The following is a 14,520-nucleotide window of genomic DNA, read 5'->3' as shown; positions in this document are numbered from 1 at the left end:
ACAATGAGTCGACTCACCAAAATCTACACACGCACTGGCGACAAGGGGACTACCCGACTTGCCACTGGCACTGAAGTGCATAAGACACACCCTCGCATTGAAGCGATGGGCGATATTGACGAGCTTAATTGTCTGATTGGCGTTATTGATGCACATCTCTCTTATGAGGATGCGTTCTCGCCTGTGCTGCGTCAGATTCAGAACGATCTATTTGATCTAGGTGGTGAGTTGGCGATGGCAAGCGACGAATATCAGGCTATTACGCCAGCTATGATTGATCGTTTAGAGCAGACATTGGACTCATACAACGAAGCACTACCGCCGCTTGAGAACTTCATACTACCGGGCGGCACGCCAAGTGCTGCGCAGACGCATCTAGCGCGCAGCATCTGTCGCCGTGCAGAGCGTCGTTTAGTGGAGCTTGCTCAAAGCGAAACGATTAACCCGCAGTCAGTAGCCTATCTCAATCGACTTTCAGATCTGCTATTTGTGATTGCGAGGGTTTTCGCTCGACGTAATGGCGAAGAGGAAGTACTCTGGCAGCCATCTAAACAGCGTGAGAGTTAATGATGTATCGGTTTGTTCTAGCCCTTTCTCTAGTTTCACCTTTAGCCAATGCAGACTGTGCATTGGAGCAGAATTGGTGTGAGGCGACCTGCAAAGTTCGTTTTGTAACGAATGACGCAGAACAAGCCGGCTGCATATCACGATGCGTTGCAGAGCGCGCGGTTTGCTCGGCCAAAGTTGGAGCTGATAAAGCGACCGATATTGGCAAAGAGGTTCTTGAAGACTCCAAGTCTTTTATCAACGGTCTGACCTCAGACTCGGTTAAAGAGATGGGTGAGAATGCTTGGGATAAAACAAAAGACTTCTTAAACGGAATGAAAAAAGAGTCTAACTAACCCTAATGATAAACCTCTGCAGCTGAATCAATTGTCTGACACAGCTGCTCCATCCCCAACAGAGTTCGCATAGTCAAACGGTGAAGATAGTCAGCCTCCACTATCTTGAGCTGATTATTAGCCACAGCATCGATCATACCCCAAGGCTTCCAAAATTCGACCCAGCTTTGATCCGCCCCGCTGCCTGCAATAATCAGCTTTGGATTAGCGGCAATTATCGATTCTACCGTTAATTGCGGTACAGCCTCTGCCCTATCCGCAAACTGGTTCAAGCCACCGCAATAGGTGATAGCCTCGGTAATCCATGAAGAGCTATTAATAGTCATCAATGGAGAGTGCCAAATTTGATAGAAGATCGGTAAATTTCGACCTTTACGCCCCTCAGATAGACCTTGCAGCTCGGTTTCAAATTCAACTGCACGTTTATTAGCTACTTCAATCTGACCACTCAGCTCTCCTAATAATCTAAGCTGCTCGGGCAGATCTAGAATTGACTGAGAACTTAGACGCACCACATTCAATCCAAGCCCTTCCAGATACTGCAAATGCCTCTCGGGATTCCCCCCTTGCCAAGCTAATACATAGTCGGGTTTAAGTGAAAGAATCAATTCAGCATTAATAGATTGAAAGTCTCCAACTACCGGGATAGAGGTAACTTCTGATGGAAAATCCGCTGATTCAACACGACCTACTACCGACTCCCCTGCACCTATAGCAAACATATTTTCAGTTAAATCAGGAGCAAGTACGACGAATCGAGCCGCAAACGCATCAATCGAAAGCAGAGAAGAGAGTAAGAGAGCAGTAAGAACTCGAAACATTTTGCCCACAGTCAGTTTTTTCATTAAGAAATTGAATCTTAGCATGGGCAACACTGAATCTTTGTTTTATTCTTAAGGCTCATGGATAGATACAACAAGGGTTAAATCGTGGATCAGAATTCTGTTTGGGTAATTGCAATTGCTGCTCTAGTTATCGGTGTACTACTTGGCTTCCTCTTTGGTCGCAGCGGTAGCAATGGCAGTCGAGAGGTTCAACTCGCAAATGAGTTGGAAAAAGCTCAGTTAGAACTTGCTAAATACCGAGATGAGGTTAATGAGCACTTCTCTAAAACTGCAGAACTCGTAAATGGTTTAACCACTCAGTACCAAAAGGTACACCAGCATCTTGCTGAGAGCGCAGGTCAGCTAGTTCGTGATGAGAAGCTCGTTGCGAGCCTACAGCGCTCTGCAACCATGCAGATTGAGAACCAGAACGGCTCAGCTAGCGTTAGTCCTCAGGAGAGCAGTGCAATTCACGTTCCTCTCGACTACGCACCAAAGCGCAGCAACGATGAGCCTGGAACGCTTTCAGACAGTTTCGGCCTACACTCTGAAATTGTAGAGAACCCGGCAGATCCTGCTAAGGTTTACAGCAAACATGAGAAGAGCGCTTAAGCGCTCTTTTTTATTTCCAGTTTTAGTACAGCAAGCTGCTATCAAACCGGATTATCAATATCGATAAATTGATGCTCCAAACCAAAACGGTCTGCTAAGAACTCACCTAAAGCTTTTGCACCATAGCGTTCTGTCGCATGATGTCCTGCAGATAGATAATGAATACCCGCCTCCCGCGCGTAGTGCACTACAGGCTCAGAAATCTCGCCGCTGAGAAATAGATCGGCACCTAATTTATCAGCTTGCTCGATCATTCGATCTGCTGAACCCGTGCACCAGGCAATACGTTTTACTGATCGATCACCACCGGATATCAGGGTTGCTTCACGACCCAATTGTGTAGTCACCCTATGAGTGAAATCTTCTGCGCTGATAGCTTCGGATAGCGAACCTATATTTCCAACACTAAAAGGGTTTCCAGGCTCCATGCCTGACTCAATTTCTATATCCAAAATCTTGGCTAACTGAGCATTATTTCCTAACTCTGGATGTGCATCTAAAGGTAGATGATAGGCAAGTAGGCTTACATCCGCTTGCATCAGCGCCTTAACTCGCTTCCCTTTTATTCCAACTAAAGGTTCAGATTCACCCTTCCAAAAGTAGCCATGGTGCACCAATAGAAGATCAGCATTAGCTGCTATAGCGGCATCAATCAATGCCTGACTTGCAGTGACACCTGATACAATTTTTGTAACGGCTGACTTACCTTCTATCTGCAGACCATTTGGGCAGTAATCCTTGAAACGCTCGACAGACAGGGTTTCATTTGCAAAATTGACCAGCTCTTTTAGATTTACCGACATACACGCCCCAATAAAACTTTAACAAGCCTTACATCTTACCCTCCTCTATCCCTATAATCAGTAGCTGTAAATGAGCTAGGAATAGAAAGATGAGCAAAACACTAAATACGATTGTTTGGCCGACACTTACAGGGATACTGGCGGCTGTCCTCATCGTACAATTTTTTCCTCAGCTAACCGGTTCTAAGCAGACTGAAATTCAAGTACTTCCGGCTACTGCAGATCAGGCAGGCGCTCAGCTTATCACTAGTTACGCAGATGCAGTTGAGAAGGCTGCACCATCTGTTGTCAGTATTTATGGCCGAACCGAGACCGACCCTCAAAAGGATGCACTGGTTATCCCACAGAGCTTGGGCTCCGGTGTAATCCTCACCAAAGATGGTTTTGTAGTCACCAATAACCACGTTGTGAGTGGATCGAATGAGATCCTTGTCTCTATGCGTGATGGACGAGAATTGTTAGCCAAGGTAGTTGGAACAGACCCTGAGTCAGATTTAGCACTGCTTAAAATTGATGCGACCGAACTACCCGCCATTACACTAATTCCAAGCAAAGCACTCTCTATTGGCGATGTGGTGCTCGCTATTGGTAATCCGTTTGGGGTTGGCCAGACAGTGACCCAAGGCATTATCTCCGGAATGGATCGTCATAGTTTAGGGCTGAACACCTACGAAGACTTTCTTCAAACTGACGCTGCAATCAACCCGGGCAATTCGGGTGGCGCACTAGTAACAGCCATGGGAGATTTAGCAGGTATCAATACGGCTATTTTCTCGAAATCGGGTGGATCTCAAGGTATAGGCTTTGCAATTCCCTCGGATCAAGTACTTCAGGTAATGTCTGACCTAGTCCGCTATGGACGTGTAATTCGTGGCTGGGTCGGTGTTGAAGCTAGAATCATACTTCCAGCTGAGGCTGAAGCTGCAGGCCTTGATAAAGCGACTCGCGGACTTCTCTTCTCAGGCATCTACAAAGATAGTCCAGCTCAAACAGCAGGCCTACTACCAGGCGATGTGTTATTAGCAATAGATGGCGAACCGATCATCGGCTCAGGTATCGATGCCATGAACAAAATCGCCCGAGTAAAACCGGGCGATGTGACGAACTTTACGATATTTAGAGATAAAGCAGAAAAAGAGATTCAGATCACGACGACTGAGCGCCCAAGAAGCCGATAAAGCCTTCATTGGGATTTGCCAAGTATTTAGTTAGGTAGCCTAGGTAAGCATAGGCTACCTAACCTACCTAACAGATCAATCCTCTTTGATTCGGTACTCAGCAGAACGAGCGTGAGCGGTAAGCCCCTCGCCTCGGGCCAATACCGATGCAACCTTACCCATCTCTGAAGCACCATCAGCAGAGAACATGATGAGTGATGAGCGTTTCTGGAAGTCATACACACCCAAAGGCGAGCTAAAACGAGCAGTACCAGAGGTTGGCAACACATGGTTAGGCCCTGCGCAGTAATCCCCCAGCGCTTCAGCTGTGTAACGTCCCATAAAGATTGCACCTGCGTGCTTAATCTTCTCGGCCAAACCAATCGGATCTTCAACTGAAAGTTCCAAGTGCTCTGGTGCGATACGATTTGAGATCGCAGCTGCCTCATCAAGATCAGCAACTTCAATAAGAATCGCACGATCCAACAAAGATGCAGTGATGATCTGTTCACGCTCCATAGTCGGAAGAAGCTTAGCGATACTTGCTTCAACCTGATCTATAAAGGCAGAGTCAGTCGCAATAAGAATTGGCTGTGCATCTTCGTCATGCTCCGCTTGTGAGAAGAGATCCATCGCCACCCAATCAGGGTCTGTCTTACCATCACAGATCACAAGAATCTCTGAAGGACCAGCAATCATATCAATACCTACAGCACCAAAAACAGCACGTTTAGCGGTTGCGACATAGATATTACCAGGACCAACTATCTTATCGACACGTGGAACAGTCTCAGTACCGTATGCCAATGCAGCTACGGCCTGAGCACCACCGATGGTAAATACACGGTCAACACCGGCAATAGCCGCAGCAGCAAGTACCATCTCATTGACCACTCCATCAGGTGTTGGCACAACCATAATTATCTCTGCCACACCGGCCACTTTGGCTGGCATTGCATTCATAAGCACCGATGATGGGTAAGCTGCCTTACCACCTGGGACATAGATACCTACACGATCCATCGGTGTCACTTTTTGACCCAATAGCGTGCCGTCTGCCTCTTCGTACTGCCAAGAGTGGCTTAATTGACGTTCGTGATAGCTACGCACACGATTAGCCGCAACCTCAAGTGCTTCACGCTGTTCGGGAGATATGCGAGTAAGAGCTGTTTGAAGGCGATCCTTACTCATCTCCAATTCTGCGAATGAGCTGACCTGGGTACGATCGAAACGGTTCGTTAACTCAACAACTGCACTGTCGCCAGAAGCACGAACAGCCGCAATGATCTCATCAACTCGCTGATTTACCGCTTGGTCAGAGACTGATTCCCAAGCCAGCATTTGATCGAGTTGCTGATTAAAATCTATCTGGCTACTAACCAGTCGCTTAATCGTAATTTTCGATGTCACGATGCACTCCGCTTAGCAATCACAGCCTGAGTTAGTCGATCTAGAATTGGTTGAATTTGGTCATACTTCATCTTCATCGATGGCTGACCAACTACCAAACGCGAACTGATATCTGCGATATGCTCCATCGCCTCAAGACCATTCGCGCGCAGTGTATTTCCGGTATCAACTATATCAACGATACGATCTGCTAAACCCATAATTGGAGCCAGCTCCATCGCACCGTAAAGCTTAATAATATCGACCTGCTGACCCTGGCGAGCAAAAAACTCACGCGTCACGTTTACAAATTTAGTGGCAACGCGCATACGCCCTTCTACAGGCTTCGCACCTTTCATACCAGCTACGCGAAGCTGGCAGGTAGAGATCTCAAGATCCAACGGCTCATAGAGGCCTGCGCCGCCGTGTTCCATCAACACATCTTTGCCGGCAACACCCATATCAGCACCGCCATACTCAACATAGGTCGGTACGTCAGTCGCACGAATAACAACTAATTTGATGTTTTCATGGTTAGTATCAAAGATGAGTTTGCGACTTTTGAAAATATCTTCCGTCGGTTCAATCCCAGCGGCAGCAAATAGCGGCAGGGTCTCTTCCAAGATACGCCCTTTAGACAAGGCAATGGTGAGTTGCTCTTTCATTTAATCTAATCCTGTTACGCCGGAACTCGACGAATCACTGCGCCAAGAGACTGCATCTTCTCTTCAATGCACTCATAACCACGGTCTATGTGGTAAATACGCTCAATTGGAGTCTGTCCTGCTGCAACAAGTGCAGCCAATACTAGACTGGCAGATGCACGAAGGTCAGTCGCCATTACAGGAGCGCCTTTAAGTTTTTCAACGCCCTCGATAATCGCTGTATTACCTTCAATCGCTACCTTAGCACCCAGTCGAATCATCTCTTGGATATGCATAAAGCGATTTTCAAAGACAGTCTCTTTGATACGTCCTACGCCCGTAGCCACTGCATTCAGTGCAGCAAACTGAGCTTGCATATCAGTTGGAAATGCAGGGTAAGGCGCTGTTGTAATGTTCACAGCTTTAGGTCGACGACCTTCCATATCCAGCTCGATCCAATCATCGTCATGAGTGATTTTAGCGCCAGCCTCTTCAAGCTTTTTCAGCACAGCTTCAAGGATATCTGCACGGGTGTTACGACAACGAACACGACCCGAGGTGATCGCACCTGCTACAAGATAAGTTCCTGTCTCAATACGGTCAGGCATTACAGAGTATGTACACCCTTTAAGCGACTCAACACCCTGTACACGTATCGTATCGGTACCAGCACCGGTGATCTTTGCACCCATAGCAATTAGACAGTTTGCTAGATCAACAACCTCAGGCTCGCGCGCTGCATTCTCAATGATGGTCTCGCCATCGGCCAACGCTGCAGCCATAAGAATGTTTTCAGTACCTGTAACAGTTACCGTATCAAAAAATACGGTAGCACCTTTAAGACGACCATCAACTCGGGCATCGATATAGCCGTTCTCAACAGTAATCTGTGCACCCATCGCTTCTAGGCCACGAAGGTGCAAATCAACAGGACGGCTACCGATCGCACACCCACCTGGCAGTGAAACCTGAGCTTGACCATGACGCGCAAGCAGAGGTCCAAGCACTAGAATCGATGCACGCATCGTTTTAACTAGTTCGTATGGAGCTGTAAATTCAGTGATTGTTGTTGGATCGAGCTCAACACTCAGCTTATCACCGATGGTTAGCTCGACACCCATACGACGAAGCAGTTCCAACATCGTGGTGATGTCGTGAAGGTGAGGTAAGTTACAGATGGTAACTGGCTCATCTGCAACTAGAGTCGCAGCCAGAATAGGTAGTGCAGAGTTTTTTGCACCAGAAATCCAAACTTCACCGTTAAGCGTCTTACCGCCTTCGATTAATAATTTATCCATTCAATCAGCCTTTCGATTCTGTACAGCGGACGTTACTGCTGCGCTTCCCACTGTTCAGGAGTGAAGGTTTTAATAGAGACTGCATGGATAGCACCCGATGCGATCTGTTCATTTAGACATGCGTAGACAGCTTGCTGCTTCTTAACAGGACTCATGCCCGAAAAAAGATCGCCAACAACTGTAATCTGAAAATCACAACCCTCACCAGCCGTGTGCACTGTGCAACCATCTAACTGACTCTCAACGAGCTGTTTTACCTCTTCAGCGTGCATCTCTATCTCCGTAACCTATAACCAAAATTTAGCCACGTATAATAACGAAAAAGGGCCTTGATAGCATCTATCAAGGCCCTTTTTCCTGACCGGTTTATCAACTACAAAGATAAAACCGAAAATTTACTCTAAATCGACACCCACAAGCTCAGCGATGGTTACCATTTGAACTGGCAAATTAACCCATTTTACCGAGTTGAAACGACGTTTCGATTCCACCCAAAGTGCTACAGCCGTACTATCGATTGCACCCACATTAGATAAATCAACAGTTTGGCAGCCTTGCTTTGCGGCAGACTCTAGAAGAGTTAACTGCTGGGTATAACTCACACGGGTTAAGTCACCCTGAAGCTTTAACGTTTCAGCCATTAAGCGCCAGCCTTGGTTGAACTGTCGGACATCGCTTCTGCCCAATGATCAATCACGACAGATATCTTTCCGAAACGCTCCATAAGGCTAGCGAACTGATTTCGGAACGTTATGCGTAAATTAATGCCATCCACAACCACGTTCACCAGAGTCCACTGCCCGTCTTTTAGAACAAGATAGTAGACCACAGAATATACGGTGCCATTGGTGGAGGTCATATTCACTGAGACAATCTGCTTATCCTCTTCAGGACTTGCTTCAGCTGGATCTACAACTTCAAATGATTGAAACTCAAAACCAACAATAGCCTTTGAAAAAGTTCTTAACAGTGTCGTTTTCAAGACTCCAGCGAATGACTCAATTTCGCCGTCACTGGCACGACGATAGTACTTACCCATAACAGAGTTACCGATGTACTGGAAATCGACAAAAGAGCCAATCACGTTATCGATACCATCAATTAACTGATCAATATTTTCTGGCTGACGAAGCTCTTTATTACTCACAAGCCCCAACATCTCTTGCGTAGTTTTTGCAACAAGCGCTTTGGCATCATCATAGCTTGCACTCGCATTGAAACTGATGAATGCGAGTGACAGCAAAAGAGCTTTAGCAATACTCAAAGGATTCATTACTCGCTCACCTTGTTGAACAGAAACTTACCAACTATCTCTTCAAGCACAAGTGCTGACTGAGTATCTTCAATGGTGCTGCCATCTTTCAGCAGCTCCTCTTCAAAGCCTGGTGTAATACCAATGTACTTTTCACCCAAAAGCCCAGCCGTCAAAATCTGTGCGGAACTGTCTGAAGAGAGATAATTTACATCGGAGAAAATAGTCATCTCCACCTCAGCCATCAGTCGTTTCTTATCGATTCGTATAGCCGATACCTGACCAATCTGTACGCCTGATAGAGAGACCTTAGCGCGTTCAGTTAGACCGCCGATATTGTCGAATCGAGCGACAACTTTGTAACCCTGTCCCTGATCAGCAACATTCAAACCACTGACGTTGATCGCTAAAACAACAAGCGCTAATAAACCCGCTAGGATTAGAGCACCAACACTAATTTCGAGTGTGCGAATTCGCATTACAACTCCCCAAACATCATTGCGGTTAGTAAGAAATCTAACCCTAGTATAGCCAGTGATGAGTAAACCACCGTGCGCGTTGTCGCCTGAGATATACCCTCAGAGGTTGGCACACAATCATTACCCTGAAAAACTGCGATCCAGATCACAACAAACCCGAACACAACAGATTTAATAATGCCGTTGACGACATCATCATAAAAATTCACAGAAGCTTGCATGTTGGCCCAGAAGCTACCTTCAAAAATACCTAGCCAATCGACAGCGACAAGTGAACCACCCCAAATACCAACAACTGAGAAGATCACCGCAAGGATAGGCATACTGATAAAACCCGCCCAAAGTCTTGGTGCAATAATACGGCGCATAGGATCCACACCGATCATCTCATAACTTGCCAGTTGCTCAGTGGCTTTCATTAAACCAATTTCTGCTGTCACGGCAGAACCTGCACGACCTGCGAACAGAAGCGCTGTTACTACAGGAGCTAGTTCTCGCACGAGCGACAATGCCACCATCTGCCCCACTGCTTGCTCAGAGCCATAATCTACCAGAATCGTATATCCCTGAAGCCCTAAAACCATACCGATAAATAGACCTGAGACCACAATAATGACTAATGACAAAACACCTACAAAGTAGAGCTGGCGAACCAATAGTGGAAGCATCATCAATGGCGCAGGCTTTGCAATCAGGGATTGAAATAATAACTGGCCTGCCCGTCCAAGTGCAGAGAGACGATTAAAGAACTGATGACCCAGACGCTGGAGAACATTTAACATCTAATTACTCACCTAACAGCTGTGTCATGAAATTTGGAGCAGGATAATGGAATGGTACAGGCCCATCAGGCTGACCTTTCATAAATTGAAGTACGCGCTCATCCTCTGAGCTACTTAGCTCATCCGGCCGCCCCTGAGCTAAGACCTTGCCGTCTGCAATTAGGTAAACATAGTCCGCAATACTTAACGTCTCTTGAATATCATGCGAGACGATAATTGAAGTATGCCCTAGCGCTCTGTTCAACCGTGCAATCAGATTAATGAGAACACCCATGGCGATTGGGTCTTGACCGGCAAACGGCTCGTCATACATCAGAATCTCAGGATCTAGCGCAATAGCACGCGCCAAAGCAGCTCTGCGCGCCATGCCACCTGATAGCTCAGCAGGTTTAAGCTTGAAAGCGCCGCGCAAACCAACGGCATTCAACTTCATCAACACCAGATCAAAGATTGCCGATTCAGGAAGGTCTGTATGAACTTTCAGAGGGAAGGCTACATTCTCCTCAACACTCATATCGGTAAAAAGGGCACCACTTTGGAAAAGCATCCCCATTTTTGCTCGTAAAGCGAAAAGATCCGAGCGAGAAAGCTTGTGAACATTTTTACCTTCAACTCGAATTTCACCCGCATCTGGAGATAACTGGCCGCCGATGAGTTTAAGCAAGGTAGTTTTACCGGTTCCGGAAGGCCCCATAATCGCGGTAATTTTGCCCCGCTCAATTGATAGTGAAAGTTGATCGAAGATCTTTCTTTCACCTCTTGAGAAGGTCAAATTTTCAACATCGATGTGATTCTGCTGTTCAGGCATCATCAGTCCGCTTATGGGTTATTAATCTTGCAGTGAATTTTAGTCTGCAAACTGGGATTATCAACAATTCGCGCAATAAAAAGGCTAGATACAGCAATAAAGGCACATTTTATTGATTATGAAGGGGAAAACTCGCCCTTCTCCGTCGATAAATTCGAAGTGTTAGGGTAAATTATAGTGCATTAACACTAACTTAAGAGGCCTCATCGGGTGAGCAATCATCAATACGCCAATTTTGACTTCATCTCTGCAGGCAAGCGGACTATCCAGCTTGAACAAGAGGCCATTAACGACCTTCTCAACTCTTTAGATCAATCATTTGATGCGGCTTGCCGGCTGATGATCGAGTGCAAAGGGAGAGTGATAGTGACAGGTATGGGCAAGTCAGGCCATATCGGCACCAAAATTGCGGCGACTCTTGCCAGCACCGGAACTCCGGCATTTTTTGTACACCCAGGTGAAGCCAGCCACGGCGACCTCGGCATGTTTACTGAGCAAGATGTGGTTATTGCACTCTCAAACTCTGGTGAGTCAGCAGAAGTTGTAACCATACTGCCGCTACTCAAACGAAAAAACATTGGTCTTATCTCAATCACGGCTAACCCAAACTCCTCACTAGCTAAAGCTGCAGATGTACAACTCAACATTCCTATTGAAAGAGAAGCCTGCCCACTTAACCTTGCGCCTACCTCAAGCACAACAGCGCAATTGGTGTTGGGCGATGCCTTGGCGACCGCCCTTTTAGAGGCGAAAGGTTTTAGTGCTGAAGATTTTGCATTTTCTCACCCAGGTGGAGCATTGGGTCGTCGCCTTCTCCTTAAGGTTGAAGATCTAATGCACAGTGGTGACGAGATCCCTCGCGTATCTCCACAAACCACCATTCAACATGCACTTCTTGAGATCACTCGTAAGCGTTTGGGTATGACAACCGTGGTTGATGCGAATGATCAGCCACTTGGTATATTTACTGATGGTGACCTGCGTCGTGCAATTGACCAGGGCGTTGATCTTTACAACACCCCTATTGATGCTGTGATGACAAAACAGTTCACCACCGTGACGCCAAACATGCTTGCCGCTGAAGCACTTCAAATCATGCAAGATAAGAAAATTAATGCACTAATTGCTCTTAATGATCAATCACAGGTCACAGGCGCGCTCAACATGCATGACATGCTTAAAGCAGGTGTAATCTAATGCGTCCTTCACCCACTTCTGAACAAGTTGAAAAGCTATCCAAAATCAAACTAATGGTCTTTGATGTGGACGGTATTTTGACGAATGGAACGCTTAGCTTTCTTGCTGATGGTACTGAGATTAAAACTTTCAGTATTCTCGATGGTTTAGGTCTTAAATTATTAATGTCTAGCGGTGTAGAGACAGCCATCATTACCGGAAGAAGCTCGCCTCAGGTCACACTGCGCGCAGAATCCCTTGGGATTAATTTCACCCAGCAGGGTCGCGAAGATAAATTAGTTGCGCTAAAAGAGCTTTGGGAGCGCACGGGATATGACGCTTCAAACACAGCTTACATGGGCGATGATCTCCCAGATCTAAGCGCGATTCGAGCAGTACAGTTTGGTGCAACAGTGCCAAATGGACACTGGTTGATTAAAGAACACGCCGACTGGATCTCAACAAGTGAAGGCGGAAAAGGGGCGGCTCGCGAAATCTGTGAACTGATCATGGCCGCACAAGGAAACCTTGATTCAGCTCTGGGGCAATACCTTTGATCAGACACCTGCGGTCAAAACTTCGGATAGTCATTGCGACTGCACTTGTCGCAGCGATCCTTGCCACCACCTTCTTTTGGCAAAAAGAGGGAGAAACAATCCAAAAGCCGACCACTGCCGCTACTGAACAGATCGATTTTTTTGTTACAGATGGAACACTAAGACGCTGGGATGAAACAGGTTCACTGGTTTCGGTTACAAACACCCCATATGCAGAACACCTTCCCAACAGCAAAGTGATGCTGATCGACACCCCGTACAGTGTTGGTTTTACAACCAAGGGCAGCGTAGACCATACCCTTTCTGCAAAAAAAGGGACGCTTCTCGATGATAACAGTCGATTCGACCTTGCAGGGGAAGTAGAGCTTCACCATAATCCTGAGACAGAGAGTGATACAGCGCTATTTGCAGAAGCCCTGAGTTATTTCCCAGATACCGGCATAGCAACCAGTGATGTTGCTGTTGAGTTTTTGAATCAACAAGGCATTACAACAGGTGTCGGTATGAAACTTGATACTGAACAACAGAAGCTCGACATTTTGACGAAAGTTAGAGGCACCTATGTACCCGCAACGACTAACTAAGTTTTTTTCAATTCAATCTTTTCACTTGCTGACACTTCCAGCTCTTTTAATTTCATCGTTATTCGCTAGCCAAGTTTCTGCGTTGCCAACAGATAGAGAAGAACCTATCTATGTCGAAGCTGATGCGGCCTCAATTGATGACGCCAAGGGGATTACGGTTTATACAGGCAGCGTAAAGATCACACAGGGCAGCATGATCTTAAAAGGCGACCGTGTAGAGCTCTACCGTGATGACGCCGGAGACATCAACCAAATTATTTCACTTGGTAAGCCGGCGCACTTCCAGCAACAACCACAACTCGATCAGAAAGTGACCTATGCGACTGGCAATAAGCTGGACTACACCGTCAGCTCACAGTTCCTTGTCATTTCAGATAATGCCAAAGTTACTCAGGGTGCAGATAGTTTTACGGGCGCAAAGATCAATTACGACATGGCTAACGCGAAGGTTAAAGCATTTAGCGACAGCGGTTCGAATAAGCGTGTACAAATGGTTCTGCAGCCACGTTCAGATAAGAAAAAATGAGTTCATTAGAAGCATTAAACCTAGCTAAGAGCTATAAAGGGCGCGCTGTCATCCGAGATGTTTCAGTGCGTGTCGAACGTGGTGAAATTGTCGGCCTTTTAGGCCCAAATGGTGCTGGTAAAACCACCTGTTTCTACATGATCGTAGGACTCATTAGAGCAGACCAGGGAAACATTCGGTTGAATCAAGATGATGTCACCCGCATGCCTATCCATCAACGGGCCGCTCGCGGATTAGGCTATCTTCCTCAAGAGGCGTCGGTATTCAGAAAGTTGAGTGTCTACGACAACTTGATGGCGATCCTTGAGAATCGTAAAGATCTGACAAAAACTGAACGTGATGAGAAAGCTGAAGCATTGCTGCAAGAGTTTCACATCACTCACATCCGCGACAGCAAAGGCATGGTTCTTTCCGGTGGTGAGCGTCGACGCGTTGAGATAGCTCGTGCACTCGCCAACGACCCTGAGTTTATCCTGCTGGACGAGCCATTTGCAGGCGTAGACCCAATATCAGTTAGCGATATCAAACAGACGATACGCCATTTAAAAGAGCGTGGTATCGGGGTACTTATAACAGACCATAACGTCCGTGAGACGCTTGACATATGTGAGCGCGCTTACATTGTCAGTGAGGGAACTATCCTTGCTGAGGGCGCGCCTTCTGTGATCATGGAAAACCGTGCTGTACGTGACGCCTATCTTGGCGAAGATTTCCGTTTATAAGGATG

The 14,520-nt window shown here is 46.6% G+C and carries 20 protein-coding genes; 9 read left to right on the top strand and 11 right to left on the bottom strand.

The window, feature by feature from the left end; all coding sequences use genetic code 11:
* Positions 1–3: 3 nt before the first annotated feature.
* The gene (locus HH196_RS01250) at positions 4–567 is read left to right on the top strand and encodes a cob(I)yrinic acid a,c-diamide adenosyltransferase (protein ID WP_169450290.1); all 564 of its coding nucleotides are present in this window, start codon (positions 4–6) and stop codon (positions 565–567) included.
* Positions 567–902 carry a hypothetical protein gene (locus HH196_RS01245; RefSeq protein WP_211160801.1) on the top strand — a complete coding sequence of 112 codons (336 nt, stop codon included), beginning with the start codon at positions 567–569 and terminating at the stop codon, positions 900–902. Before HH196_RS01250 ends, HH196_RS01245 begins: the two co-directional genes overlap by 1 nt.
* 2 nt (positions 903–904) lie before the next feature.
* Here HH196_RS01245 and HH196_RS01240 read toward each other — a convergent pair whose 3' ends face one another.
* Positions 905–1,747: a cobalamin-binding protein gene (locus HH196_RS01240; protein ID WP_169450289.1), complete on the bottom strand. Its 843-nt coding sequence runs from the start codon at positions 1,745–1,747 to the stop codon at positions 905–907.
* A gap of 84 nt (positions 1,748–1,831) precedes the next feature.
* Here HH196_RS01240 and HH196_RS01235 point away from each other — a divergent pair, with 84 nt between their 5' ends.
* Positions 1,832–2,338 (top strand): YhcB family protein, encoded by a 507-nt coding sequence (locus HH196_RS01235; protein WP_169450288.1) that lies wholly within the window; start codon positions 1,832–1,834, stop codon positions 2,336–2,338.
* A gap of 41 nt (positions 2,339–2,379) precedes the next feature.
* On the opposite strand, the gene HH196_RS01230 is transcribed toward HH196_RS01235, so the two are convergent.
* Entirely contained in the window at positions 2,380–3,141 is a 762-nt protein-coding gene (locus tag HH196_RS01230) for a Nif3-like dinuclear metal center hexameric protein (RefSeq protein WP_169450287.1), read from the bottom strand.
* Positions 3,142–3,230: 89 nt separating this feature from the next.
* On the opposite strand from HH196_RS01230, the gene HH196_RS01225 reads away from it, so the two are divergent.
* Positions 3,231–4,319 (top strand): S1C family serine protease, encoded by a 1,089-nt coding sequence (locus HH196_RS01225; protein WP_169450286.1) that lies wholly within the window; start codon positions 3,231–3,233, stop codon positions 4,317–4,319.
* Positions 4,320–4,394: 75 nt separating this feature from the next.
* On the opposite strand, the gene hisD is transcribed toward HH196_RS01225, so the two are convergent.
* The 9 genes from hisD to HH196_RS01180 form a co-directional block, all read right to left on the bottom strand.
* Positions 4,395–5,708: a histidinol dehydrogenase gene (gene hisD / locus HH196_RS01220; protein ID WP_248276869.1), complete on the bottom strand. Its 1,314-nt coding sequence runs from the start codon at positions 5,706–5,708 to the stop codon at positions 4,395–4,397.
* Positions 5,705–6,352, bottom strand: coding sequence for an ATP phosphoribosyltransferase (gene hisG, locus HH196_RS01215; RefSeq protein ID WP_169450285.1), 648 nt, complete (start codon positions 6,350–6,352; stop codon positions 5,705–5,707). The genes hisD and hisG overlap by 4 nt, the downstream gene beginning before the upstream one ends.
* 14 nt (positions 6,353–6,366) lie before the next feature.
* A complete protein-coding gene (murA, locus tag HH196_RS01210; RefSeq protein WP_169450284.1) occupies positions 6,367–7,629 on the bottom strand; it encodes a UDP-N-acetylglucosamine 1-carboxyvinyltransferase in 1,263 nt (420 codons plus the stop codon).
* 32 nt (positions 7,630–7,661) lie between these two features.
* Positions 7,662–7,901, bottom strand: a complete 240-nt coding sequence (locus HH196_RS01205; RefSeq protein WP_169450283.1) for a BolA family protein — start codon at positions 7,899–7,901, stop codon at positions 7,662–7,664.
* Positions 7,902–8,024: 123 nt separating this feature from the next.
* A complete protein-coding gene (locus tag HH196_RS01200) occupies positions 8,025–8,270 on the bottom strand; it encodes a lipid asymmetry maintenance protein MlaB (RefSeq protein ID WP_169450282.1) in 246 nt (81 codons plus the stop codon).
* A complete protein-coding gene (locus HH196_RS01195; protein ID WP_169450281.1) occupies positions 8,270–8,902 on the bottom strand; it encodes a phospholipid-binding protein MlaC in 633 nt (210 codons plus the stop codon). Before HH196_RS01195 ends, HH196_RS01200 begins: the two co-directional genes overlap by 1 nt.
* Positions 8,902–9,360, bottom strand: coding sequence for an outer membrane lipid asymmetry maintenance protein MlaD (gene mlaD, locus HH196_RS01190; protein ID WP_169450280.1), 459 nt, complete (start codon positions 9,358–9,360; stop codon positions 8,902–8,904). The genes HH196_RS01195 and mlaD overlap by 1 nt, the downstream gene beginning before the upstream one ends.
* A complete protein-coding gene (mlaE, locus tag HH196_RS01185; protein ID WP_169450279.1) occupies positions 9,360–10,142 on the bottom strand; it encodes a lipid asymmetry maintenance ABC transporter permease subunit MlaE in 783 nt (260 codons plus the stop codon). Before mlaE ends, mlaD begins: the two co-directional genes overlap by 1 nt.
* Before the next feature lie 4 nt (positions 10,143–10,146).
* Complete coding sequence (locus tag HH196_RS01180) at positions 10,147–10,953, bottom strand: ATP-binding cassette domain-containing protein (RefSeq protein WP_169450278.1); 807 nt, start codon at positions 10,951–10,953, stop codon at positions 10,147–10,149.
* A gap of 207 nt (positions 10,954–11,160) precedes the next feature.
* Here HH196_RS01180 and HH196_RS01175 point away from each other — a divergent pair, with 207 nt between their 5' ends.
* The 5 genes from HH196_RS01175 to lptB are packed head-to-tail and all read left to right on the top strand — an operon-like array spanning position 11,161 to position 14,515.
* Positions 11,161–12,147, top strand: a complete 987-nt coding sequence (locus tag HH196_RS01175) for a KpsF/GutQ family sugar-phosphate isomerase (protein WP_169450277.1) — start codon at positions 11,161–11,163, stop codon at positions 12,145–12,147.
* Positions 12,147–12,683, top strand: coding sequence for an HAD family hydrolase (locus HH196_RS01170; RefSeq protein WP_169450276.1), 537 nt, complete (start codon positions 12,147–12,149; stop codon positions 12,681–12,683). Before HH196_RS01175 ends, HH196_RS01170 begins: the two co-directional genes overlap by 1 nt.
* Positions 12,680–13,267, top strand: a complete 588-nt coding sequence (gene lptC / locus HH196_RS01165) for an LPS export ABC transporter periplasmic protein LptC (RefSeq protein ID WP_169450275.1) — start codon at positions 12,680–12,682, stop codon at positions 13,265–13,267. The genes HH196_RS01170 and lptC overlap by 4 nt, the downstream gene beginning before the upstream one ends.
* The gene (lptA, locus tag HH196_RS01160; RefSeq protein WP_169450274.1) at positions 13,245–13,793 is read left to right on the top strand and encodes a lipopolysaccharide transport periplasmic protein LptA; all 549 of its coding nucleotides are present in this window, start codon (positions 13,245–13,247) and stop codon (positions 13,791–13,793) included. The genes lptC and lptA overlap by 23 nt, the downstream gene beginning before the upstream one ends.
* Positions 13,790–14,515: an LPS export ABC transporter ATP-binding protein gene (gene lptB / locus HH196_RS01155; RefSeq protein WP_169450273.1), complete on the top strand. Its 726-nt coding sequence runs from the start codon at positions 13,790–13,792 to the stop codon at positions 14,513–14,515. The genes lptA and lptB overlap by 4 nt, the downstream gene beginning before the upstream one ends.
* The last annotated feature ends 5 nt before the right edge of the window (positions 14,516–14,520 follow it).

The sequence above is a fragment of the Marinobacterium sp. LSUCC0821 genome, assembly GCF_012848475.1.
GTDB lineage: Bacteria > Pseudomonadota > Gammaproteobacteria > Pseudomonadales > Balneatricaceae > Marinobacterium_E.
Note: the sequence above shows the minus strand (reverse complement) of the source record. Positions and strands in the feature narration are given on the sequence as shown.